Annotated in this window: 18 protein-coding genes; 7 read left to right on the forward strand and 11 right to left on the reverse strand. The window is 55.1% G+C overall.

Going from position 1 to position 23,442, the window contains the following annotated elements; genetic code table 11:
• Window positions 1–55: 55 nt before the first annotated feature.
• The 4 genes from garL to DZE2538_RS15665 all read right to left on the reverse strand — a co-directional run bounded on the left by garL (window position 56) and on the right by DZE2538_RS15665 (window position 5,003).
• Entirely contained in the window at window positions 56–826 is a 771-nt protein-coding gene (gene garL, locus DZE2538_RS15650; RefSeq protein WP_019846169.1) for a 2-dehydro-3-deoxyglucarate aldolase, read from the reverse strand.
• Window positions 827–912: 86 nt separating this feature from the next.
• Window positions 913–2,253: a glucarate dehydratase gene (gene gudD, locus DZE2538_RS15655; protein ID WP_012885971.1), complete on the reverse strand. Its 1,341-nt coding sequence runs from the start codon at window positions 2,251–2,253 to the stop codon at window positions 913–915.
• A 15-nt stretch (window positions 2,254–2,268) separates the two neighbouring features.
• Window positions 2,269–3,630 (reverse strand): enolase C-terminal domain-like protein, encoded by a 1,362-nt coding sequence (locus tag DZE2538_RS15660; RefSeq protein ID WP_038916750.1) that lies wholly within the window; start codon window positions 3,628–3,630, stop codon window positions 2,269–2,271.
• Between the two features lie 20 nt (window positions 3,631–3,650).
• Window positions 3,651–5,003 (reverse strand): MFS transporter, encoded by a 1,353-nt coding sequence (locus tag DZE2538_RS15665; protein ID WP_023640630.1) that lies wholly within the window; start codon window positions 5,001–5,003, stop codon window positions 3,651–3,653.
• A gap of 686 nt (window positions 5,004–5,689) precedes the next feature.
• On the opposite strand from DZE2538_RS15665, the gene garD reads away from it, so the two are divergent.
• The 4 genes from garD to DZE2538_RS15690 all read left to right on the forward strand — a co-directional run bounded on the left by garD (window position 5,690) and on the right by DZE2538_RS15690 (window position 10,640).
• Complete coding sequence (gene garD / locus DZE2538_RS15675; RefSeq protein WP_019846173.1) at window positions 5,690–7,279, forward strand: galactarate dehydratase; 1,590 nt, start codon at window positions 5,690–5,692, stop codon at window positions 7,277–7,279.
• Between the two features lie 644 nt (window positions 7,280–7,923).
• Complete coding sequence (locus DZE2538_RS15680) at window positions 7,924–9,459, forward strand: methyl-accepting chemotaxis protein (RefSeq protein ID WP_038916751.1); 1,536 nt, start codon at window positions 7,924–7,926, stop codon at window positions 9,457–9,459.
• Window positions 9,460–9,617: 158 nt separating this feature from the next.
• A complete protein-coding gene (locus DZE2538_RS15685) occupies window positions 9,618–9,950 on the forward strand; it encodes a FlxA-like family protein (protein WP_012885976.1) in 333 nt (110 codons plus the stop codon).
• Window positions 9,951–10,277: 327 nt separating this feature from the next.
• Window positions 10,278–10,640, forward strand: a complete 363-nt coding sequence (locus DZE2538_RS15690) for a FlxA-like family protein (RefSeq protein ID WP_019846175.1) — start codon at window positions 10,278–10,280, stop codon at window positions 10,638–10,640.
• A 138-nt stretch (window positions 10,641–10,778) separates the two neighbouring features.
• On the opposite strand, the gene DZE2538_RS15695 is transcribed toward DZE2538_RS15690, so the two are convergent.
• The 5 genes from DZE2538_RS15695 to DZE2538_RS15715 form a co-directional block, all read right to left on the reverse strand.
• Window positions 10,779–11,000 (reverse strand): DUF3820 family protein, encoded by a 222-nt coding sequence (locus DZE2538_RS15695; RefSeq protein WP_016940436.1) that lies wholly within the window; start codon window positions 10,998–11,000, stop codon window positions 10,779–10,781.
• A 6-nt stretch (window positions 11,001–11,006) separates the two neighbouring features.
• Window positions 11,007–13,058 (reverse strand): NAD-dependent DNA ligase LigA, encoded by a 2,052-nt coding sequence (gene ligA, locus DZE2538_RS15700; protein ID WP_023640634.1) that lies wholly within the window; start codon window positions 13,056–13,058, stop codon window positions 11,007–11,009.
• Window positions 13,059–13,069: 11 nt separating this feature from the next.
• Complete coding sequence (hldE, locus tag DZE2538_RS15705; protein ID WP_038916752.1) at window positions 13,070–14,497, reverse strand: bifunctional D-glycero-beta-D-manno-heptose-7-phosphate kinase/D-glycero-beta-D-manno-heptose 1-phosphate adenylyltransferase HldE; 1,428 nt, start codon at window positions 14,495–14,497, stop codon at window positions 13,070–13,072.
• Window positions 14,498–14,602: 105 nt separating this feature from the next.
• On the reverse strand, window positions 14,603–17,452 hold the full coding sequence (gene glnE / locus DZE2538_RS15710; protein WP_038916753.1) for a bifunctional [glutamate--ammonia ligase]-adenylyl-L-tyrosine phosphorylase/[glutamate--ammonia-ligase] adenylyltransferase: 2,850 nt from the start codon (window positions 17,450–17,452) through the stop codon (window positions 14,603–14,605).
• A gap of 100 nt (window positions 17,453–17,552) precedes the next feature.
• A complete protein-coding gene (locus DZE2538_RS15715; protein ID WP_038917206.1) occupies window positions 17,553–18,884 on the reverse strand; it encodes a CYTH domain-containing protein in 1,332 nt (443 codons plus the stop codon).
• 302 nt (window positions 18,885–19,186) lie between these two features.
• On the opposite strand from DZE2538_RS15715, the gene DZE2538_RS15720 reads away from it, so the two are divergent.
• Window positions 19,187–19,807 carry a TIGR04211 family SH3 domain-containing protein gene (locus DZE2538_RS15720; RefSeq protein ID WP_038915175.1) on the forward strand — a complete coding sequence of 207 codons (621 nt, stop codon included), beginning with the start codon at window positions 19,187–19,189 and terminating at the stop codon, window positions 19,805–19,807.
• 172 nt (window positions 19,808–19,979) lie between these two features.
• Complete coding sequence (locus DZE2538_RS15725) at window positions 19,980–21,230, forward strand: multifunctional CCA addition/repair protein (protein WP_038916754.1); 1,251 nt, start codon at window positions 19,980–19,982, stop codon at window positions 21,228–21,230.
• A 58-nt stretch (window positions 21,231–21,288) separates the two neighbouring features.
• Here the strand turns inward: DZE2538_RS15725 and bacA are convergent, their stop codons facing one another.
• Both bacA and folB read right to left on the reverse strand, forming a co-directional pair.
• A complete protein-coding gene (gene bacA, locus DZE2538_RS15730; protein WP_012885985.1) occupies window positions 21,289–22,110 on the reverse strand; it encodes an undecaprenyl-diphosphate phosphatase in 822 nt (273 codons plus the stop codon).
• A gap of 172 nt (window positions 22,111–22,282) precedes the next feature.
• Window positions 22,283–22,645, reverse strand: a complete 363-nt coding sequence (folB, locus tag DZE2538_RS15735) for a bifunctional dihydroneopterin aldolase/7,8-dihydroneopterin epimerase (RefSeq protein WP_012885986.1) — start codon at window positions 22,643–22,645, stop codon at window positions 22,283–22,285.
• Between the two features lie 107 nt (window positions 22,646–22,752).
• Here folB and plsY point away from each other — a divergent pair, with 107 nt between their 5' ends.
• The gene (gene plsY, locus DZE2538_RS15740) at window positions 22,753–23,394 is read left to right on the forward strand and encodes a glycerol-3-phosphate 1-O-acyltransferase PlsY (RefSeq protein WP_012885987.1); all 642 of its coding nucleotides are present in this window, start codon (window positions 22,753–22,755) and stop codon (window positions 23,392–23,394) included.
• The last annotated feature ends 48 nt before the right edge of the window (window positions 23,395–23,442 follow it).

Below are 23,442 nucleotides of genomic sequence, written 5' to 3' on the forward strand. Positions count from 1 at the left end.
ATTCAGTGACATGGTCAGATATGTTGACGGCCGATGCGGCCCTGATTAATCCGAATTACTTTTTGAATTTGTCGCACAATGCCTGTGTGGCACCACGGAACACCCCCAGGTCGCTGCCAACGGCAACAAAACGGGCACCCCATTCCAGATAACGACGCGCGTCTGCTTCCACTGGCGCGAGAATACCGCTCGGTTTGCCGTGGGCGGCCGCACGCTCAAAAATGTGGCGAATGACTTTCTGCACTTCCGGGTGATTCGGCTGGCCCAGATACCCGAGTGCTGCCGACAGGTCACCGGGGCCGACGAAGATACCGTCCACACCATCGACGGCGGCAATCGCGTCCAGGTTGTCCACCCCTTCCTGTGTTTCTATCTGCACCAGCACGGTAATGTTGTCGTTAATGGTGGCAAAGTAGTCCGGCTCAGTGCCGTAAGCATTGCTGCGATGGCCGACCGATACACCACGAATCCCCGCAGGCGGGTAACGGGTTGATGCGACGGCACGAATGGCTTCTTCTTCGGTTTCCACAAAAGGAATCAGGAAGTTGTAGAAACCGATATCCAGCAACCGTTTGATAATCACCGGTTCATTACAGGGCGGACGCACCACCGGCGCGCTGTGGCTGCCTTTGAGCGCCATCAGTTGCGGAATAAAGGTGTTGATGTCGTTCGGCGCGTGTTCGCCGTCCAGTACCAGCCAGTCAAACCCTGCCAGCCCCAATACCTCGGTGGAAATCGGATTAGCCAGCGCACACCAGCAACCGATCAGGGTATTGCCCTGACGTAAATCCTGGCGAAATTGGTTAGGCAACAGTGGCGTCTTCATGTTTTGTCCTTACTCTTTACCGCGCCGCCCCGGATGAAGCGGCGCTCTTCATTAACAACCTACGATAATTAACGAACCGTGATGGATTAACGGACCAGACAAGGACGTTTGTTATCGAACGTCCAGTTAGGGATCAGGTACTGCATGCCTACGGCGTCGTTACGTGCGCCTAATCCCATGTTTTTATACAGCTCATGGGCTTTCATGACCTGTTCCATATCCAGCTCGACACCCAGACCCGGTTTCTTCGGTACTTCCACCATGCCGCCGACAATCTGCAACGGTTCTTTGGTCAGGCGCTGGTTGCCCTCCTGCCAAATCCAGTGCGTATCAATAGCCGTAATACGGCCCGGCGCTGCCGCTGCCACGTGGGTGAACATCGCCAGTGAAATATCAAAGTGGTTATTGGAGTGAGAACCCCAGGTCAGGCCCCATTCATGGCACATCTGCGCCACACGCACGGATCCTTGCATGGTCCAGAAATGCGGATCCGCCAACGGGATATCCACAGATTGCAGGGAAATGGTGTGCCCCATCTGCCGCCAGTCGGTAGCGATCATGTTGGTAGCGGTAGGTAAACCGGTGGCGCGACGGAACTCTGCCATCACTTCGCGACCGGAGAAACCCTGCTCGGCACCACACGGGTCTTCCGCGTAAGCCAGCACACCGCGTAGCTGTTTACCGAGGCGAATCGCCTCTTCCAGTGACCAGGCACCGTTCGGGTCGAGCGTAATACGTGCCTGCGGGAAGCGTTTAGCCAGCGCGGTTACCGCTTCGGCCTCTTCGCTACCGGCCAGCACGCCGCCTTTGAGTTTGAAATCGTTGAAGCCGTATTTCTCGTACGCGGCTTCCGCCAGACGCACCACCGTTTCCGGCGTCAGTGCTTCTTCGTGGCGCAGGCGATACCAGTCACATTTGTCATTCGGCTGGCTCTGGTACGGCAGGTCGGTCTTGTTGCGATCGCCGATATAGAACAGGTAACCGAGCATTTCTACCGCGTCACGCTGCTGACCGTCGCCCAGCAACGCTGCCACCGGTACATTCAGGAACTGCCCCAGCAGGTCCAGCATGGCGGCTTCGATACCGGTGACCACGTGAATGGTGGTACGCAGGTCGAAGGTTTGCAGGCCACGGCCGGAGGCATCGCGGTCGGCAAACTGGTTGCGTACCGCCGTCATCACGTTTTTGTATTCGCCTAACGTTTTACCCACCACCAGCGCCGCGGCGTCTTCCAGCGTCTGGCGGATCTTCTCGCCGCCCGGGATTTCCCCCACGCCGGTATGACCCGCGTTGTCATTGATGATCACGATATTACGGGTGAAGTACGGCGCGTGCGCCCCGCTGAGGTTCAGCAACATGCTGTCGTGCCCGGCAACAGGGATCACCTGCATACTGGTAATAACCGGGGTAGAACTTTGCGACGTCATGGTAATTTCCTTCTGTTAAAACGTAGAATTCTTGGGTAACTCGCGTCCGAATACCGGGCGTTTGCGATCAAATTTCCAGCCGGGGATCAGGTACTGCATCGCCGCCGCGTCATTACGCGCACCGCTCGGCAGTTTTTTATGCAGCTCATGAGCTTTCATCACCTGCGCCATATCCAGCTCAATGCCCAGGCCTGGACGGTCCGGCACCTTAATTTTGCCATTAATGATTTGCAGCGGCTCTTTGGTCAGGTGCTGGCCTTCCTGCCAGATCCAGTGGGTGTCGATAGCGGTCGGTTTGCCCGGCACCGCCGCCCCCACATGGGTAAACATCGCCAGCGAAATATCGAAGTGGTTATTGGAGTGACAACCCCAGGTCAGCCCCCACTCGTCACACAGTTGTGCAACCCGTACCGCACCGTGCATGGTCCAGAAGTGCGGGTCTGCCAGCGGGATATCTACCGCCTGCAACATCACCGCGTGGCTCATCTCACGCCAGTTGGTCGCAATCATGTTGGTCGCGACCGGCAGCCCAGTGGCACGACGGAACTCCGCCATCACTTCACGGCCGGAGAAACCTTGCTCCGCACCGCAGGGGTCTTCTGCGTAGGTCAGCACATCATTGAGGCCTTTGCACAAACCTATCGCTTCATCAAGCAGCCAGGCACCGTTCGGGTCTACCGTGATACGGGCATCGGGGAAGCGCTTTTTCAATGCCTTCACGGCGTCGATTTCCAGCTCGCCCGGCAGTACGCCACCTTTTAGTTTGAAGTCTTTGAAACCGTAACGATCGGCCGCCGCTTCCGCTAACCGCACCACCGATGCGCTGTCCATCGCCTGCTGATGGCGCAGGTGATACCACGGGTGTTTACCCTGTTCGCCTGCCAGATAGGGCAAATCGGTTTTAGTGCGATCACCGATATAGAACAGGTAACCCAGCACGGTGACTTCGTCGCGCTGTTTACCCGGCCCCAACAATTCGGCGACAGGCACATTCAGGTGCTGCCCCAACAGGTCCAGCAGGGCGGCTTCCAGTGCGGCGACAGCGTTGACCCGCAGTTCGAACGTCCAGGCGCCTTTGCCGAACGAGTCGAAATCCGAAGACTGGTTGCCTTTGTGAACCTGATGCACCAGGTGGTTCATACGTGCAACCTGTGCCCCCACGACCTGTGATGTCATCGCCGTCAGCGTGTTGTAAATCACCTCGCCGCCGGGTGCTTCACCAACGCCGGTGTGACCGGCGTTGTCTTTGAGAATCACGATATTGCGGGTGAAATAGGCCCCGTGAGCACCGCCAATATTGAGTAACATGCTGTCATAGCCCGCAACGGGGATGACGGTCATCTCGGTAATAACAGGGGTATCTTGCGTACTGCTCATTTTCTCGTCCTTACCCGGCATCAGTGGGGTTTATAAGGTTTCAGTTCGATACGTTTGATGTCCTGCACAATGAATAGGAAGCTCAGAATCGCCACCAACGCATGGATACCGACGTAGATCAGGCCGCCGTTGAACGAGCCGGTACTGCCAACGATATAACCGATGGCAATCGGCGTAACGATGCCGGAGATATTGCCGAACATGTTGAACAGGCCACCGCTCAGACCACTGATTTCCTTCGGTGCCGTATCCGCCATCACCGCCCAGCCCAGCGCGCCGATGCCTTTGCCGAAAAACGCCGCGGCCATCACCGCGATCACTACCCATTCCGTAGTGACGTAGTTACAAATCACCATCGACATGGAGAGCATCATACCCAGCACGATCGGCGTTTTGCGGGCGAGGGTCAGCGATTGGGTGCGACGCATCAGGTAATCGGAAATTACGCCGCCCAGCACGCCGCCGACAAACCCGCAAATGGCCGGTATTGATGCCACAAACCCGGCTTTTAAAATCGACATGCCGCGAGCCTGAACCAGATACACCGGAAACCAGGTAATAAAGAAATAAGTCAGCGCATTGATGCAATATTGGCCAAGATAGACGCCCATCATCATGCGGGAGGTCAGTAATTGTTTAATCTGGTGCCACTTCTCACCGCGAGCGACGTCTTTTTTCGCGGCTGACGCATCCATGTTGATCAGTGCGCCACCCGCTTCGATGTATTCCAGCTCGGCTTTATTCACACCCGGGTGATCTTTCGGGTCATGAATCACTTTCAGCCACAGGAAACTGATAACCATACCCAGGCCGCCCATGAACCAGAACACGTGCGCCCAGCCCACTTCATGCGTCAGCCAGCCCATGATGGGGGCGAAGATAACGGTGGCGAAATACTGCGCGGAGTTGAAGATGGCGACAGCGGTACCACGTTCTTGCGCCGGGAACCAGGCCGCCACAATACGGCTGTTACCAGGGAAAGACGGGGATTCACACAGCCCCACCATGAAGCGCAACATAAACAGGGAAATGACGATGGCCGAGCCGTGGAAGAGATCCACAAACCCTTGCAGCAGGGTAAACAGCGACCAGGTGAAAATACTCCAGAAGTAAACCCGCTTTGAACCAAAACGGTCCAGCAGCCAGCCGCCGGGGATTTGACCTATGACATAAGCCCAGGAGAACGCGGAGAAGATATAGCCCATGCCAACGGCATCAAGACCAATTTCTTTGGACATGGCGGAACCGGCGATAGAAATCGTGGCTCGGTCGCCATAGTTGAATGACGTGACAATGAACAGCATCACGACAATCCAGTAACGGGCGTTGGTTTTCTTTTGTAGTACGCCTGCTGCTGTGCTGACGGTATTCATGATGAACTCCTACTTTCAGATAGCGGTTAGCTCATTCATTCCGAATAACAACACAATGTAGGGTTGAGTTACCAGAATGAAATCAAGAGTCGGTAATGGTTTGAAACCTGAGCAAAGGAAAAACAGAACAGCAAAAATAAACCACGGACCTCTTAGACTTCTGGAAACGATTATAAAGGGCGGTACCGAGCACCTCACTGGACAGGCGCACAACAATCACCACAATATCCAAAATGGATTATGGCAATCGCCCAAGCCATTGGGAGTCATTTCACGAAAACACCGTTTTTTGTCATCGCAGTCACAAAACACGACGGTCAGAATAAGGAGGGAATCAGAGACTATCCCAGTAGGCATTATTGGCGCTGCCAGTTTGGACTCGGGAAGCCGCGGAGAACCCGGAGCGTACACGGAGTACGTGAGGAGTTCGGGCACTGCCCAGGCCAAAATGGCCGGTGAAATAGCCCTAATGGGATAGTCGCTACATCAATGGACGAAATAATGTGACAGGTCTCACTGCCTATTGTTTCTTCGCCCGAGAAATTAAGCACAACACGTCGGGATGTCAGTCAATTGCATAATGCATGATGGTGGAAAGCTCACCTATACTGATGCCGAGCAAAGTTATTATTAGCAGCAACAGTGAACATAAACCGCGCGTTATAACTATAACCAGTTGATAATTCATGAAGGTTAGCGCCATGTCAGAGAATACAACAACGGGTGTGGACAGTGAGCGGCCGCTTTATATCAAGGTCCATGAGTCTGACAATGTCGCCATTGTCGTCAACAATAATGGCCTGAAAGCCGGTACCCAGTTCAGCTGTGGTCTGGAATTGAAAGAACATATACCGCAAGGCCACAAGGTTGCGTTAGGCGATATCGCCCAAGGGGCTCCGATCGTTCGTTACGGCGAAATCATCGGCTATGCCCTCAGGGATATCGCCCGTGGCAGTTGGATAGACGAATCGCTAGTGGAATTACCCAGCGCGCCAGCGCTGGAGACACTGCCGCTGGCAACGAAAGTTCCGCCTGCACTGCCGCCGCTGGAGGGTTTTACCTTCCAGGGCTACCGTAACCCGGACGGTAGCGTCGGTACCAAGAACCTGCTTGGGATTACCACCAGCGTTCACTGCGTCGCCGGTGTGGTGGACTATGTCGTCAATCTGATAGAGCGTGATTTACTGCCCCGCTACCCTAACGTCGACGGCGTCGTGGCGTTGAACCATCTGTACGGCTGCGGTGTGGCGATCAATGCCCCAGCGGCAGTGGTGCCCATTCGCACTATTCATAATCTGGCGTTAAACCCGAATTTCGGTGGCGAAGTACTGGTCGTCGGGCTGGGTTGCGAAAAACTGCAGCCGGAACGACTGCTGCAAGGCACACCGGATGTGCAGGCGATTTCGCTCGATGAAACCAGTATTGTGCGATTACAGGATGAACACCATGTCGGTTTCAAATCGATGGTGGACGATATCCTGTCCATGGCGGATAAACACTTGCAACAGCTCAACCGTCGTCAACGTGAAACCGTACCGGCCTCTGAACTGGTGGTTGGTATGCAGTGCGGCGGTAGCGACGCGTTTTCCGGCGTGACCGCCAATCCGGCAGTAGGGTTCGCCTCTGATCTGCTGGTGCGCTGCGGTGCCACGGTGATGTTTTCCGAAGTTACCGAAGTGCGCGACGCCATCCATCTGCTGACGCCACGGGCCATCAACGAAGAAGTCGGTAAACGACTGCTGGAAGAAATGGCCTGGTATGACGATTATCTGGACAGCGGTAAAACCGACCGCAGCGCCAACCCATCGCCCGGTAACAAAAAAGGCGGCCTGGCCAATGTGGTGGAAAAAGCGCTGGGGTCTATCGCTAAATCCGGCACCAGCGCGATTGTGGAAGTACTATCGCCGGGCCAACGCCCGACTAAACGTGGTCTGATTTACGCTGCCACCCCCGCCAGCGACTTCGTCTGTGGTACGCAGCAGTTGGCTTCCGGTATCACGGTGCAGGTCTTTACCACCGGGCGCGGCACGCCTTACGGACTCAAAGCCGTACCGGTTATCAAGATGGCGACTCGCTCAGCGTTGGCAGAACGCTGGCATGACCTGATGGATATTAACGCCGGTACTATTGCGACGGGTGAGGCCACTATTGAGGATGTGGGCTGGCAGCTGTTCCACTTTATTTTGGATATTGCCAGCGGCAGGAAAAAAACCTGGTCTGATCAATGGGGTCTGCATAATGCCCTGTCGGTGTTTAACCCGGCTCCGGTTACCTGATACGCACCATCATGCCATCAACGCCCATCCCCCCAGATGCCTTATCTGGGGGGATGATTTAAGCACGCCAAAAGCAGGCAGCACCCTGAAATTAATTTATTGTGTCAATTACGTGAATTATTCTCGAAAGAAAATAACGCCACATATTTTCCCCCGGCCCACCATCAATACCCCTAAATAAGTAATGCAATCTTACTCCATTTCAGGAGGACTGTTTTCGTGACTCATGTTAATAAAACGTTTTTATTGTGATGTCGTCTTTAAGAAAAAATCGATCAACATTTAATAAACACAAAGAAGATAAAAAAAGTGCTGTTCAAAAAATGATTTCATTGACAACACAAAGACCCAAAGCATAAATTCCTTCCTACAAAAAAAGGAATAATTTTACTTAGGGATGCTTTTTCATTTGAAGCGCCCTTTTTTTCGTACCTTCTAACCATGATCAAAACAAAAAATGATGATCTAACACACCGTTAATGATCTCGCTTAGCGGGTGCCCTTGCCACAGCCAGACTACAAGCGGACTGCGCGGAAAGGCCCGAAAGGCAGGTTTTCAACCGGTGTGATTAATCAGGCCACACTCACACGTTGGCCCTTTTATTCTCACGACATATTACTGACACACAGCATCGGGGTTTCCAATGAGGGTTAATACACCTATTACACAACAGGAACACCTGTTGGATGACGACACAACATTAATGTCGACCACGGATGTTAAAAGCCACATCACTTACGCCAATTCCGCATTTATACGTATAAGCGGATTTGATGAAGATGAACTTATGGGTGCGCCGCACAATATTGTTCGTCATCCTGATATGCCCGTCGAAGCCTTTGCGGACATGTGGTACACCCTGCAACAGGGGGACAGTTGGACCGGGCTGGTAAAAAACCGTCGTAAAAACGGCGATCACTACTGGGTGCGTGCCAATGTCACGCCGGTTTATCACAACAACCAACTGACGGGCTATATTTCGGTTCGCAATACCCCTAAAGCGGCAGAAATTCAGGCAGCGGAACCGTTGTATGAAGCAGTACAAAATAAGCAAGCCCGCCACCTTCGTTTTTATAAAGGACTGGTGGTCCGTACCGGGCTATTCTCCGTATTGTCATTATTCCAGCGCTTATCGATACGCTGGCGATTACGGCTGGCGGTATTATTTGGCGGCTTGATGCCACTGGCCCTCACCCTGCTGGGCATTGGCACTGGCGCATCTATTGCCACGACACTGCTGATCATGGTGATGCTGGACTCCTTTTTGCAACAACAAATCGCCCGCCCATTGCGTTTGATCCTCCGTCAGGCACAGCAGGTGGTGTCGGGCCGCCGGGCGGACAGCATCCATCTCAACCGGGTGGATGAGATCGGGCTATTGCTGCGGGTCGTCAACCAGTTTGGGCTGAACCTGCATTCGCTGGTCAACGATGTCAGCACACAGGTTTCCGGCATCAACAGCATCAGCCAGCAACTGGCCGACAGCAACAGCAACCTGAGTGTACGCACCGAAGAAACCGCTGCGAATCTGCAACAGACCGCGGCCGCTATCGAACAAATTACCGTGGCAGTACAGCAAAGCGCAGATACCGCCACACAAGCAACGCAGATGGCGCAAAACGCCAGTCACTCAGCTCGCAAAGGCGGCGACATCATGGCTGAAACTGTCAGCATGATGGAATCGATTTCAAACGCCAGCCGCAAGATAGTCGATATTATCGGCGTCATCGACAGCATCGCCTTTCAGACCAATATTCTGGCGCTGAACGCGGCAGTAGAAGCGGCACGGGCGGGTGTAGAAGGGCGCGGTTTTGCTGTTGTAGCCGCGGAAGTGCGCAATCTGGCACAACATTCCGCCTCCGCTGCCCGTGAAATTAAGGCGTTGATCGACGCCAATATGGCGAGCGTTGAAACCGGCAGCGCCCTGGTGGATAACGCCGGTCAGCATATTCACGATATCATTAACGACGTGCAGCAGGTGGCGGCGATGATTAGCGAAATCAGCAATGCCACCCGGGAGCAAACCGAGGCTCTGTCGCTTATCAACGGTTCTATCGCCCAGATTGAACAGATGACCGTAGGCAATACCGGTATGGTCGATCAATCCGCTGAATTCTCCGCTAACCTCAGCCAACAGGCGCTGCGATTAACCGATGCCATTAACGTCTACGGGAAATGATGTCAGGCATAAAGATACAATTCTTTACCTCTCATCACGCTCAAAGAGTAGCCAGGTGTCACGTTTTGGTTAATAATCACTCATAAGATCGCGCCAGGTGCCGATAATAGAGATAGCAGGGACAGTCCCCTGCTAAGACGACCTAATCAGGAGGATGTATGCTGAGTCCAATTACCAGCTCTGCGTTTGCAGTGATGCCGGTGCCAGCATCCACCAGCGTCGAAACCAATACGGAACAGAAGGTTTCCGATCGTAATTTGCAAAACCTGAAAGCCGCTGAGACATCAGGCGAAAGTACCAAAAAGCAGCAGGAAACCACGATTAACGGGCAACAGCAGTCGATGCAAGCTCAGATCGTTGTGATGCAAGGGCAAATTGCACAGATGCAAAATCAGCAGGTTCCACCGCCGCAGGAAAGCAAGCCGATGGTGCGGCCGGTTGAGGGTGTTAACCGCCCTTCTGCCGAACACGCGATCGACATCTATATCTGATTCGGTCTGTCAGACATATCGTTTAACTTAGCCCGCTGCCACCCAGCGGGCTTTTGCGTTTTCAGGCCGGGGGATACAGCGGCAACACCGTGGTCAGCGCGGTTTTCACCAGATTCGATAGAAAGAAGTCGTTGATGTATGGCAATCATTGACGTACGAGCAATCGTTGACCTGTGGTAGCGCATTTCACTGAAGGTGCGCGATAACAACCGTTCTTATGCCGGTATATTTGTATATACTTCGTCAGGAAATCGAAAAACCTATAAGGCTATCGCGATACAATGCCGATAACGGTATAGCCGTTATGGCTATTTTCAGGAGGAATTTATGGCAAGTTCTATCGGCTCAGCAACATCAGCCGTTTCTGCATCATCAGGCAGCAGCAGTAGCGCCAGTGTTGATCAGCAGATTTCCCAGTTAAACAAGCAAATTCAATCGCTGACTAAGCAAGCGACCCAGCTGACTCAGCAGGCGACAGAAGCAAAAACGGATGAAGAGCGCCAGCAGCTTGAGCAACAGCAAAAGATGATTCAGGCGCAAATCCAACAACTTCAGGCACAAATCCAGCAATTGCAGCAGCAGAAATCGCAGCAGGCTCAGCAGTCAGCCGCCACTGCAATTCAGTCGGCGACGCCCAAAGAAGGCGTTAACATGCCGACAGATGAAAACAGCGTTAATATTTACATCTGATTTTTTGCCGCTTGGATATTGTCTGGTATGAATAAAAGCATCATGTATCCTGATGATTCATGATGCTTTTTATTTGCTAAAAATGGTATCAGCACCGGAAAATTGCCAGCGCCATCAATACCTGTAAGGTTACTGATATCAGGGTGAGGGGCGGCGCAAAGGCTTAATCAGCCCCTGCAGTCCTTCTATCTTGATGGCAAGGGTAATCTGCATCAGCTCACCCAGACGCCCCGCTGGGAATTCGCCCTTACGGGCGAACCATAAGAGGTATTCTTCCGGTAAATCGACCAGCATACGTCCTTTATATTTGCCAAACGGCATCGGTGTCGTGGCAATTGCCAGCAGATCCTCTTTTTCCATATGAACTTACCCCAGCAGACGCATCATCTCCGCTTCATCGATGACGGCAATACCCAGCTCTTGTGCTTTGGCAAGTTTAGACCCCGCCGCCTCACCGGCAATAACCAGATCGGTTTTCTTCGACACACTGCCGCTGACTTTGGCGCCCAGCGCAGTAAGACGATCTTTGGCTTCATCACGAGACAACTGGCTTAACGAGCCGGTCAACACCACCGTTTTTCCAGCAAACGGGCTCGTTGACGCCTCAACATCAACTCTCACCGGATCCGGCCAGTGAATACCGACCTCATCGCTGATCAGCGCCTGGATGACCTGCTGGTTATGCGCCTCATCAAGAAAGTGACGCACATGCGTTGCCACAACGATGCCAACATCCGGCACCTGCTGCAAGGACTCCAGATCGGCCGCCTGCAACGCCTCTAACGTACCAAAGTGCGATGCCAGATTCGCCGCCGTCGCCTCGCCCACATCGCGAATGCCTAACGCATACAGAAAACGGGCAAACGTGGTCGATTTCGCTTTATCCAGCGCACTCACCAGATTCTGTGCTGACTTCGGGCCCATGCGATCCAACCGGGTAAGGATGCCGATATCCAGCCGAAACAGATCTGCCGGTGTTTTGACATACTCTTTCTCGACCAGTTGGTCGATAATTTTATCGCCCATCCCTTCCACATCCAGCGCACGGCGAGAAACAAAGTGCTTCAGCGCTTCTTTGCGCTGTGCGGCACAGAATAAACCACCAGTACAGCGGGTCACCGCTTCCCCCTCTACCCGCTCCAGTTCAGAACTACATACCGGGCAGCGGTCAGGAAAAACGATGGGCCGGGCATCCGACGGGCGTTCGGACAACACCACGCTCACTATCTGTGGAATGACGTCACCGGCACGGCGCACCGCCACCCGATCGCCAATCTGAATCCCCAGACGTTCGATTTCATCAGCGTTATGCAGTGTGGCGTTACTCACGACTACCCCAGCCACCGCCACCGGCTCAAGCCGCGCCACCGGTGTTATCGCACCGGTTCGCCCGACCTGAAACTCCACATCGCGCAACCAGGTCAATTGTTCTTGCGCCGGAAACTTGAAGGCCACCGCCCAGCGTGGTGCCCGCGCCACAAAGCCCAGTCGCTCCTGCAAGGCCAGCTCATTGACTTTGATCACCACACCATCGATATCAAATCCCAGCGTTTCGCGCTCTTGCTCCACCTGGCGATAGAAATCCAACACCGCCTCACTGCCGGTACACAGGCGAATGCGATCACTGACCGGCAGCCCCCAGTCACGGAACTGCATCAGCCGCTGCCAGTGAGTATCCGGAAGGGTGCCGCCCTCCACCAGCCCAACGCCATAACACAGGAAGGTCAACGGACGCGTAGCAGTAATACGAGGATCTAACTGACGCAACGACCCTGCTGCTGCATTGCGCGGGTTGGCGAACACTTTACCGCCAGTACGGCGCGCGTCTTCATTCAGGGCTTCAAACCCTTTGTGTTTCATGAACACTTCGCCGCGCACTTCCAACCGGGCCGGGATGTTGTCGCCATGCAAACGCAGCGGGATCGCACCAATGGTCCGGATATTCGCGGTGATATTTTCACCCGTTGAGCCATCGCCACGTGTCGCGGCGCGCACCAGCACGCCCTGCTCATACAACAGGCTGACGGCCAGCCCATCGAGTTTCAATTCACAGCAGAACGCCAGCTCAGTCTCATTTTTCAAGCGGTCGTTGATGCGTTTGCAAAACGCCAGAAAGCTGGCCTCGTCAAAGACGTTATCCAATGACAACATGGGCACGTCATGCGCGACGGTATCAAATGCATCCAACGGCGCGGCACCCACACGCTGAGTCGGCGAATCTGGCGTGACCAGCTCAGGGTGCGCCTGCTCCAGCGCTTTCAGCGTATTCATCAACGTGTCGTATTCTGCGTCGGGAATCTCCGGCGCATCTTCGACATGGTATTTGTATTCGTGATAGCGCAGTTGGGCGCGTAGCGCCTCAACCTGTGCGGCAACAGTCGCGATATCGTCGGCCGTCTTCGACTCTTTTTCCAGCATAAGTGCGCCCGTTAGTCTCTGGCTTTGATGGTGTTGATGATATTGGTGGTCGAGCAACCATCCTCAAAGTTCAGCACCCGTACTTCACCGCCATTGGCCCAGACTTCTTTGCTCCCGGCAATATCTTCCGGTTTGTAATCGCCGCCCTTCACCAAAATATCCGGTAATACTTCGCTAATCAGACGCTGTGGGGTGTCTTCTTCAAACGGGACCACCCAGTCCACCGCCTCCAACGCCCCCAGCACGATCATCCGTTGCGTCAACGGGTTAACCGGGCGAGTCGGCCCTTTCAGGCGTTTGGTGGAATCATCACTGTTTACCGCCACGATCAGGCGGTCGCCCAGGCGGCGCGCGTTAGCCAGGTAGGAAACATGCCCGGCGTGCAAAATATCGAAACATCCGTTGGTCATGACCACCGTTTCGCCACGCTGGCGCGCCAGCGCTACCGCGTCTTTCAACTGCGCTTCGGTCATCACGCCAAAACCGGTATCGGCACGACCACGGATGGCATTTTCCAGTTCGATCGGCGTAACCGTAGAGGTACCGAGTTTACCCACGACAACACCCGCCGCCGCGTTAGCCAGGAAGCAGGCTTCCTCCAGCGGTTTACCCGCCGCCAACGCCGCTGCCAGTACGCCAATCACGGTATCGCCCGCACCGGTCACGTCATACACTTCCTGCGCCTGCGTCGGCAGATGTAACGGCGCTTTACCCGGTTGCAGTAACGTCATGCCCTGCTCAGAGCGAGTTACCAGCAACGCGGACAGGTCCAGTTCCGCCAGCAGCTTCGCCCCACGATCCACCAGATCGTTTTCATCTTTACAGCGCCCGGCTACGGCTTCGAACTCCGACAGGTTCGGCGTCAGTAACGTCGCTCCGCGGTAACGATTAAAATCGGTCCCTTTCGGGTCGATCAACACCGGTACACCCGCGGCTCTGGCGGTTTGGATCATGGTTTGTACATGCACCAACGCCCCTTTGGCATAGTCGGACAACACCAACGCGCCGATTTTTGGCAATGCCTGTTGGATACGGTCGATCATCGGTTGCGGATCGACACTGTCGAACCCCTCTTCAAAATCGAGGCGGATCAACTGCTGGTTACGCGACAGTACGCGCAGTTTGGTGATAGTCGGATGGGTGGGAACAGAAACGAAGTCACATTTGACGTTGACTTCGTTCAATTTGGCGCTCAGGGCGCGGGCGGCATCATCGATACCGGTCAACCCCACCAAACGCGACCCTGCGCCCAGCGCAGCGATATTCATCGCCACGTTAGCCGCACCGCCGGGACGTTCTTCGATGGTATCCACCTTAACCACCGGTACCGGCGCTTCCGGCGAAATACGGCTGGTTGGGCCGTACCAGTAGCGGTCCAGCATTACGTCACCCACGACCAGAACACCGGCGTGGCGAAAATCAGGTAGCGTTACTTTCATTCCCTGGCTCCAAAAACAGGTTCATTTTAACGCGCGCTATACTACCACAGTCAGCTATCACACTCACCGGGTAGCCACCGCCCTGACGGGCGTTTTGCACGCGCCTTACTCCAGCCACGTTTTCCAGCTCTGCAACACCTGCTGACGCTCGGCGGTAAAGCTATCCTGTCCGACCCGACTGGGTAACTCCTGCAACGCCAGATGATGGATTTCATCGCGCAGGGTGATGTAAGCCAGCCGCAACGCCTCAGCTTCGGCCTCCTGCATCACGCCGTGGCGGGCCAGCAGCTCCAAAATACGCACGTTATCAGACCAACGCGTTAATCGCGGTTCCTGAGCTGCATAGCGCAGCACCAGATACTGCGCGATAAATTCGATATCGGTAATCCCGCCAGCGTCTGCTTTAATATCGAATCCCATGTCCTTACTGGCGTGATGCTGACGCATCTTTTCGCGCATTTCCCGTACTTCGGTGCGCAAAGCGTCGCCGTCACGCTCACGACATAAAATACGCTGGCGGATCTGCTCGAACTGCTGCTGTATGGCAGGCTCGCCATAGACAACCCGAGCACGGACCAGAGCCTGATGCTCCCAGGTCCAGGCTTCGTTACACTGATAGTCTTCAAACGCCGCCACGGTACTCACCAGCATGCCCGCCGCCCCCGAAGGCCTTAAACGCGCATCCACCTCGTACAAAATGCCGGATGAGGTACGGGTACTAAAGAGGTGCATCACACGCTGGGCCAGACGCAGGTAGAACTGGCGGCCATCAATACTGCGCTCACCGTCGGTCATGACGTTATCAGGGCAATCGATCAGAAACACCAGGTCCAGATCCGAACTGTAACCCAGTTCCCAGCCCCCCAACTTGCCATACCCCACAACCGCGAAGCCTCGCCCAGACTGAGCATGCAAGTGGGTCGGCTGACCGTAACGCGTTGTCATCTGGCTCCACGCCTGCTGCACGACCGCCGCGATGATGGCTTCCGCCAGATAGGTTAAGTGATCGCTCACTTTCATGACCGGCAATGCGCCGACAATATCGGCAGCGGCAATACGCAAATGCTGCGCTTGCTTGAACTGACGCAGGGCTTCCAGTTGCTGCTCTTCATCGTCTGTCGGTACGCGCATCAGGTATTGGCGCAGCTCATCGGCGTAAGCATCCAGCGCAATGGGTTGATACAGACTGGCGGGATCGAGCAGTTCATCCAGCAGCAAGGGATAGCGCGCCAGTTGGCTTGCGATCATCGGTGATACAGCACACAGTCGGATCAACTGCGTCAACGCCGCACGTGATTCCAGCAACAACTCCAGATAGGTCGTGCGGGTCACAATCCCCAGCAACAACGGCGTCAGACGCGCCACGATAACATCCGCGTTTGCGTGACTGCAGGCCTGCGCCAGCAACGCGGGCATCAGTTGATCCAACACGTCGCGACCGCGCGGCCCGATAGTGCGGCGAGATAAATCGGCGCGAAAATCCGCTACCCGAGTCAGCAAACGCTCACACACCTCGGCGGTCAGCTGTGGTGACAGCACCGACAGATCCGCACTCTCCAGCCCATCCTGCCACAGGCTGCTGTAATGGCTGTGTTCCGGGGTTTCACTGCCGTCAGGCGCGTCATCGCCAATCAATTCATGGAACACCGCACGTACCGCCTGCATCTGCTGATGTAAGCGTTCACTCAGTTGCTGCCAGTCGTCACAACGCATTCCCCACGCCAGTCGCGCCTGATTTAGCGCATCTTCCGGCAAGGTTTGCGTTTGCTCATCGGCGATCGATTGCAGCAGGTTCTCCAGTCGACGTAAAAACAGATACGCCTCGCGCAACTGGGCTGCCTGCACCGGGGTCAATAACCCTAACGCGCCCACTTGCTCCAGCGTCGGTAACAAAGAGCGCCCTTGCAAAGTAGGTTCACGTCCCCCCCGAATCAACTGGAATACCTGGGTGATGAATTCCACTTCACGGATGCCGCCCGCCCCCAGCTTGATGTTGTTACGCAAATCACGCCGACGCACTTCGCGGGCGATCATGCTCTTCATGTTGCGTAGCGACTGGATCACACTGAAATCGATATAACGGCGGAACACAAACGGCCGTAACAGACGAATCAATTCCTGACTGTAATGGTCATCATCGCCGCCCATCAGCCGGGCTTTGACCATCGCATAACGTTCCCAGTCACGCCCTTGTTCCTGATAGTAATCTTCCAACGCGGCAAAACTCATCACCAGCGGGCCGCTGTCACCAAACGGCCGCAGACGCATATCGACCCGATACACAAACCCGTCTACCGTCGGCTGGTCCAGCGCTTTAATCAACCGCTGTCCAAGGCGGGTAAAAAACTGGGCGTTATCCAGTTCACGACGCCCGCCCCGGGTCTGGCCATTTTCGGGATAGGCGAAAATCAGGTCGATATCCGAAGAAAAGTTAAGCTCACCGCCCCCCAGTTTCCCCATCCCCAAAATCAACAACGGTTGCGGTTCACCTGCCGCATTGCATGGCGTCCCCCACTCACGACAGCACGCCTCATACAGCCACTGTCGGGCAGCGACGATCAATACCTCCGCCAGTACACTCAATTGTTGCAATGTCTCGTCCGTGGTGCTGAGTTGTAGCCATTGCCCCCAGGCAATGCGCGTCAACATACGACGCCTGAACAGACGCAGCGCCGTCATTAACGTCGCCTCGTCCGTGACATCGCCCAGCGCTTGCGACAACCACTGCGCATACTGCTGCCACTCCTGCGGCTGAGGGGGTTGCCGGGTTATCTCCTCTCGCCAGTCCGGGTAACGTACCAGCGACTCACTGACAAACTCGCTACAGGCCAGCACTGCCGCCGCACTATCGGCTATCAGCGTGGGAGCGGTATTCAACGCACGCTCCACCTCGTGGCGAGCCTGTTCAGTCAAGGATGCAGAGAGCGGAAATAGTGATGCGGGACGACAGGTCATGGCGATATCCTTGCACAGCTGCCCCGTCAGGCAGCCTCAATACGGGGTAACCGGGGCGGTGGATCCAAAACCAGCGCGCCCCGAATGGCGATAGTCTGGATTATTGACCGCTGTGCAGCCAAAACGGCGGCTGGGCGAGGGCCTGTTTGCGGCTGTTTTCCAGCATTCCAGGCACCACCTGGCCGACGGACAACAACTCAATCAGTTGCATCAGCTCACGCCACGGCTGCAAATAGCGCGTCGCCTCCTCTTGTGGATAGCTTCCGCCCAACAGCAAAAAGGTATACACACCGCGCTGTAGACGCGGCAGTTGCTGGGTGTAATGCAACGCATCCAGTGAGTGACTGAATACCGCTTTCAGTTCAGCCAGCCCCCGACTCATCATGATGTCGGCAAAACGCTTCCAGGAACTCTGCAGGCGCATCAGTTCACGGTTGTCCATATAGTTGCGCCACCCTTGCTTGACCAGCCATGAGGTCAGGATCAGCTTATCCTTCAGGTAATCAACGCTATAGCAGAGCGTATCCGCCGTTTCCGTGCGCTCGATTGCCTCTTCAAGATGGCCCAACGCAGCACGGAACTCCGCGGTCACTTTACGCGGCACTACACCGCCTATCAGCACCAGCAGTTCACGCATCATGGCACCGGCTTCCAGCAACGCTGGGCGGGCAGTGGCATCACCACGTGCCCATAGCTCCTCATGGTATTGCCAGTGGCTGAAAGCATGTTCCAGCCCGGCAGCGATGCCCTGATCAAGCGTCATTTTTGGCTCGACCGGCAGAAACGTCAGTTCGTGACAGGGCCGGACCGGATTGCCTTTCGCCAGATGATAACCACGCGCCGCTTTACTCAGGCTGCCTTGTCGCAAGCCGCCGATATCAGCCAATTCGTTGGCAAACGCCAGCAAGTCCGCAACACGACCGTTTTTCAACTCCAGCTCCAGTTCACACAACGGTTCGCTACACTCACCGGCGCGGATCTCTCCCTGATCGACAGCAATTTCGATCAGGCTCTGGTGATGAGACACCACCCAGGCTTCGCGCTGGAAATCCGTACTGAATAGCGGCTGCACCGCCTGAGAAAGCGCTTCAATGTCACAGCCTTCAGGCCAAATCTCTGGCGGCAACAGGTGAATATCCAGTTGTGGCCCCGGCAGGCTCACGTTGTATTCAGGGTGTTGGTGTAACCCCCCCACCACTTTTCCCGCGGTTTTCACCGTCATCTCATAACGGCCGTTTTCACCCCGAATACGCAGCCCGATGCCATGCTGGCGTAAATAGCCATCTGCCGTTTCGTAATAGCTATTGGCCAGTTGATGCGTATGCAGATGGTTGCTGTGCCCCACATCGCTCTGCCAGCTTTTCAGCCCTTGTCTGATCGATGCCGCCGCATCAGGGTGAATAATAAATTTTAATTCAATCTCTTCGCTCATCGTCTCGCACTGCCCGGGTGTTACGGAAATATCGCCAGTAAATAACATTTTATCGCAGGTTGCCACTTTTACGGCATGGCAGCGCACATACCCTGCGAAGGCGCTCGCAAAGCCGGTGCAACCGCTGTGCATTCGCGGCTAATTGCCACCGACAATCGCTGGATAACACGCCTGATTCAGTGCCCATCAGAATAGGTTCTAAGACAGTTCCCATTCAGGTTTGGCAACGTCATCGTCAGACTGGGCCGCTAACTTTATACTCCCTGCGAAATAATCCCTGCGAACTTAATATATTGAATATGATGAATAAATTATCCTTTTTCCTCACCGCCCTGCTGGGCCTGTCCACCACGTTGAGCCTGCATGCGGAAGAAAAGCGCTATATCTCCGACGAACTGGTGACCTACACCCGCAGCGGGCCGGGCAATCAATACCGTATCATCGGTACCTTGAATGCCGGTGAAGCCGTCACGCTGGTTAGCGTCAACGACGGTGCGAATTACGCCGAGATTCGCGATGACAAAGGCCGCACCAGTTGGATTCCTCTCGACCAACTCAGCCAGACACCCAGCCTGAAAACCCGGGTGCCGGAACTGGAGAATCAGGTAAAAAGCCTGACCGATAAGCTCAATAGCGTTGACCAGGACTGGAACCAGCGCACCACTGATCTGCGCCAGAAGGTCGCGAGTAGCGACAGTACCCTCGCCTCGCTACAGCAGGAAAACCAAACGCTGAAAACGCAACTGAATGTCGCGCAGAAAAAACTTGAGGTCGCCAACCTGCAACTGGACGATAAGCAGCGCACGCTGATCATGCAGTGGTTCATGTACGGTGGTGGCGTGGCTGGTGGCGGTCTGTTGCTGGGATTGCTGCTGCCGCATCTGTTGCCCCGGCGCAAAAAAAACGACCGCTGGATGGGGTAGCGCCTGCACGCTGGATCGCCAGTCATACCGATGTACCGTTGTGTTCAGGAAGCGGTTAATCAACAATAACCTTAAAATGACCACAATAACCGTAAATGACCGTTAGCTACCTTGTCGCTACCGCTAACGCGTATTCCATTTATCGACACAGCCTAAACATCGGGAGCCGGGTTTGAAGATTTACCTTGTAGGGGGTGCAGTGCGTGATGGCCTGTTGGGCAGACCGGTCACCGAGCGTGATTGGGTCGTGGTCGGTGCTACCCCAGAGATGCTGCTAGCGCAAGGCTACCAACAGGTTGGCCGTGATTTTCCGGTTTTCCTGCACCCAGAGACGAAAGAGGAGTACGCACTGGCGCGTACTGAACGCAAATCCGGCAATGGCTATACAGGGTTTATTTGTCAGGCGACGCCGGACATTACCCTGGAAGACGATCTGCTACGACGTGACCTGACTATCAATGCCATCGCGCAAGCGGAAAGTGGACAGCTCATCGACCCGTACGGTGGTCAGCGCGATCTGCAAAACCGGCTCCTGCGCCATGTCTCGCCAGCGTTTAGTGAAGACCCGCTACGGGTGCTGCGGGTTGCGCGTTTTGCTGCCCGCTATGCTCACCTCGGTTTTCAGATTGCCGAAGAAACCCTGCATCTTATGCAGACCATGACCCGCAACGGCGAGCTGGATTTCCTGACGCCGGAGCGAGTCTGGAAAGAAACGGAAAAAGCCCTCGGCACGCAGGCTCCTCAGGTCTATTTTCAGGTGCTGCGCGACTGTGGCGCACTGGCGGTGCTGTTCCCCGAAGTCGATCGTCTTTACGGCGTGCCGGCTCCCGCCCAATGGCACCCGGAAATCGACACCGGTATTCATGTGATGATGAGTCTGGCCATGGCCGCCCGCCTCAGCCCGGCGCTCGATGTCCGCTTCGCCACACTGTGTCACGACCTTGGCAAAGGGTTGACACCGCCTGAACTCTGGCCGCGCCATCACGGTCACGGGGCCGCCGGTGTACCACTGGTTGAGGCGTTATGCCAGCGCTTGCGGGTGCCAAATGCCTTGCGCGATCTGGCTTGTCTGGTGACCGAATACCATGACCTGATCCATACCGTGCAGATACTGCAACCCAAAACGCTGCTTAAGTTATTTGACGCGATTGACGTCTGGCGTAAACCCCAGCGGCTGGAGCAATTGATCCTCGCCAGCGAAGCAGATGCCAGAGGGCGAGCCGGGCTTGAACAGCAACCTTACCCGCAGGGCGACTATCTGCGCGACGCTTTTGCCGTCGTCAGCCAGATAACCAGTGTGGAGGTGGTAGCCGCCGGGTTCCAGCATGCAGCGATCAGAGAAGAGTTACAGCGCCGCCGACATCACGCGCTGGAGGAATGGAAAGCCCAGCGTGCGGAAAACACAACCGGGCCACGCGCATAGCGCCTTTATTAATGAATGCTGTCGTCGGGGACATGGATTGCCCCCAGCGACATGAACATTACATCAGTACCAGCCACACCACCGCCGCCACAATAAAGCGGTAAATCGCGAACGGTACAAAAGAAACGCGTTTAATTAACTGCAGGAAGGTTTTGATGGCGATCATCGCCACCACAAACGCGGTCACAAAACCGGTTACAAACATCGGCAGGTCGGACAACGACAGGAAATGCCAGCTTTTGTACAAATCCAACCCGCTCGCCCCCAGCATGATCGGCACCGCGAGAATAAAGGAGAACTCGGACGCCGCATAACGGTTAACGCCGACCAGCATCCCACCGGAAATGGTCGCGCCAGAGCGAGAAAAACCCGGCCATAACGCCAGGCACTGAAAGCAGCCAATCAGGAATGCCTGAAGATAGCTGATGTCGTCCAACCCTTCCGCTGTCGGTTTTTTCGGTTTGCGCCACTCCGCCAGCAGCAGCAGTACGCCGCCAGCCACCAGCGCATAAGTCACCGTCACCGGATTGAACAGCGATTTGATGGCGTCATGCAATACCAGCCCCAACACCACGGCAGGGATCATCGCCAGTATAATGTGCGCCAGCGTCAGATGGCCTTTGCCACGCCCTTCATGCTCGGGTGGCTGACCAAAATGGATGCCAATCAAGCCGAACATCCGCCGCCAGAACACCACCACCACGGCCAGAATTGACCCTAACTGAATAATGACTTCAAACGTCTTGGCGGTGTCTCCCTCAAACCCCAGCCAATGACCGACAATAATCATATGCCCGGTGGATGACACCGGTAGAAACTCGGTGAGCCCTTCCACCACCCCAAGAATGAACGCCACCAGCAACGAATGCAGATCCGCCATCGACCGTTAACTCCCTACCTGCCACATAAAAAAGCGGCCTTGCTACCAGCAAGCCGCAACGTATAACGCACATCAAATGATGTCCCCTTAAGGACATAACTTAAAGTAAAGATATTATCTTTTAATTACCTTAAGAACGGTCTGTGTTTATGCTGAAATAATCGCCAACCGTTCACGCTGAAGGCCGAACGCCGCGCTCAATGACCACGCCGACACTGCGTGCTTGCGCCACCGCACCGGGCTTGCTGACTTTCAGCCGTAGCCAGGGAATACCAAAACGCTGCATCAGCCCGGCCGCCACTTCTTCGGCGACACGTTCTACCAGCGCAAAACGACCACCGGCCACCCACTCAATCACGGACTCGCTCACCTCGGCATAATTCAGGCAATCCGTTACCTCATCGCTGGCGGCTGGAGGGCGGTTGTCCCAGGCCATTTCGATATCGAACACCAATTTCTGCTGGATGGTCTGTTCCCAGTCATACGCACCGATCGTGGTGATTACGCTGAGTTCTTCAATAAACACGATGTCCATCACGTCATCCCCTGTTTTTAGCGCCGCCGGATACCACTTCCGGCAGAAAGTGCGTATTATCCACAGATGCTGAAGTTAAAACGACCTTTATTGGACGGAAGCCGTTTATGAGTGTTATCGCGCCCGGAATGATTCTCGTCGCGTATCTGTGTGGCTCGATCTCCAGTGCGATCCTGATTTGTCGTATCGCCGGGTTGCCCGATCCGCGCGAACACGGTTCCGGCAACCCCGGCGCCACCAACGTGCTGCGTATCGGTGGTAAGGCTGCTGCTGCCGCGGTATTGGTTTTCGACATTCTCAAAGGGATGCTGCCGGTATGGGGCGCTTACGCGCTGGGCAGTTCACCGCTGTATCTTGGTCTGACGGCGATTGCAGCCTGTCTTGGGCATATCTACCCGGTGTTTTTTCACTTTCGTGGGGGCAAAGGGGTCGCGACCGCATTTGGTGCCATCGCGCCTATCGGCTGGGATCTGACGGGGTTGATGACCGGTACCTGGTTACTGACGGTTCTGTTGAGCGGTTATTCCTCACTGGGTGCGATTGTCAGCGCACTGATAGCCCCATTTTATGTCTGGTGGTTCAAGCCGCAATTTACCTTCCCGGTGGCCATGCTCTCTTGCCTTATCCTGATGCGCCATCACGATAATATCCAGCGCCTGTGGCGTGGACAGGAAGGCAAAATCTGGAAAAAGCTCCGTCGTAATCGCCATTCTGCGGACGATACGCCTGATGAGCACGACGCATCCTGACGGTTTCCTGAACGTAAAACTGAATCCCAAAAAAAGCGGCCGGTCGGC

The organism is Dickeya zeae NCPPB 2538, from assembly GCF_000406165.1.
GTDB lineage: Bacteria > Pseudomonadota > Gammaproteobacteria > Enterobacterales > Enterobacteriaceae > Dickeya > Dickeya zeae.

Bases quoted from the DNA above. Each gene is read 5' to 3' on its own strand.
- ligA (WP_023640634.1), bottom strand. From the start codon at position 13,058: ATGCTGGAAAAAGAGTCGAAGACGGCCGACGATATCGCGACTGTTGCC.
- garD (WP_019846173.1), top strand. From the start codon at position 5,690: ATGAAGGTTAGCGCCATGTCAGAGAATACAACAACGGGTGTGGACAGT.
- bacA (WP_012885985.1), bottom strand. From the start codon at position 22,110: ATGGCGGATCTGCATTCGTTGCTGGTGGCGTTCATTCTTGGGGTGGTG.
- gudD (WP_012885971.1), bottom strand. From the start codon at position 2,253: ATGACGTCGCAAAGTTCTACCCCGGTTATTACCAGTATGCAGGTGATC.
- garL (WP_019846169.1), bottom strand. From the start codon at position 826: ATGAAGACGCCACTGTTGCCTAACCAATTTCGCCAGGATTTACGTCAG.
- hldE (WP_038916752.1), bottom strand. From the start codon at position 14,497: ATGAAAGTAACGCTACCTGATTTTCGCCACGCCGGTGTTCTGGTCGTG.
- DZE2538_RS15695 (WP_016940436.1), bottom strand. From the start codon at position 11,000: ATGGAAAAAGAGGATCTGCTGGCAATTGCCACGACACCGATGCCGTTT.
- DZE2538_RS15715 (WP_038917206.1), bottom strand. From the start codon at position 18,884: ATGAGCGAAGAGATTGAATTAAAATTTATTATTCACCCTGATGCGGCG.
- DZE2538_RS15665 (WP_023640630.1), bottom strand. From the start codon at position 5,003: ATGAATACCGTCAGCACAGCAGCAGGCGTACTACAAAAGAAAACCAAC.
- DZE2538_RS15690 (WP_019846175.1), top strand. From the start codon at position 10,278: ATGGCAAGTTCTATCGGCTCAGCAACATCAGCCGTTTCTGCATCATCA.
- DZE2538_RS15685 (WP_012885976.1), top strand. From the start codon at position 9,618: ATGCTGAGTCCAATTACCAGCTCTGCGTTTGCAGTGATGCCGGTGCCA.
- DZE2538_RS15720 (WP_038915175.1), top strand. From the start codon at position 19,187: ATGAATAAATTATCCTTTTTCCTCACCGCCCTGCTGGGCCTGTCCACC.
- glnE (WP_038916753.1), bottom strand. From the start codon at position 17,452: ATGACCTGTCGTCCCGCATCACTATTTCCGCTCTCTGCATCCTTGACT.
- folB (WP_012885986.1), bottom strand. From the start codon at position 22,645: ATGGACATCGTGTTTATTGAAGAACTCAGCGTAATCACCACGATCGGT.
- DZE2538_RS15660 (WP_038916750.1), bottom strand. From the start codon at position 3,630: ATGAGCAGTACGCAAGATACCCCTGTTATTACCGAGATGACCGTCATC.
- plsY (WP_012885987.1), top strand. From the start codon at position 22,753: ATGAGTGTTATCGCGCCCGGAATGATTCTCGTCGCGTATCTGTGTGGC.
- DZE2538_RS15680 (WP_038916751.1), top strand. From the start codon at position 7,924: ATGAGGGTTAATACACCTATTACACAACAGGAACACCTGTTGGATGAC.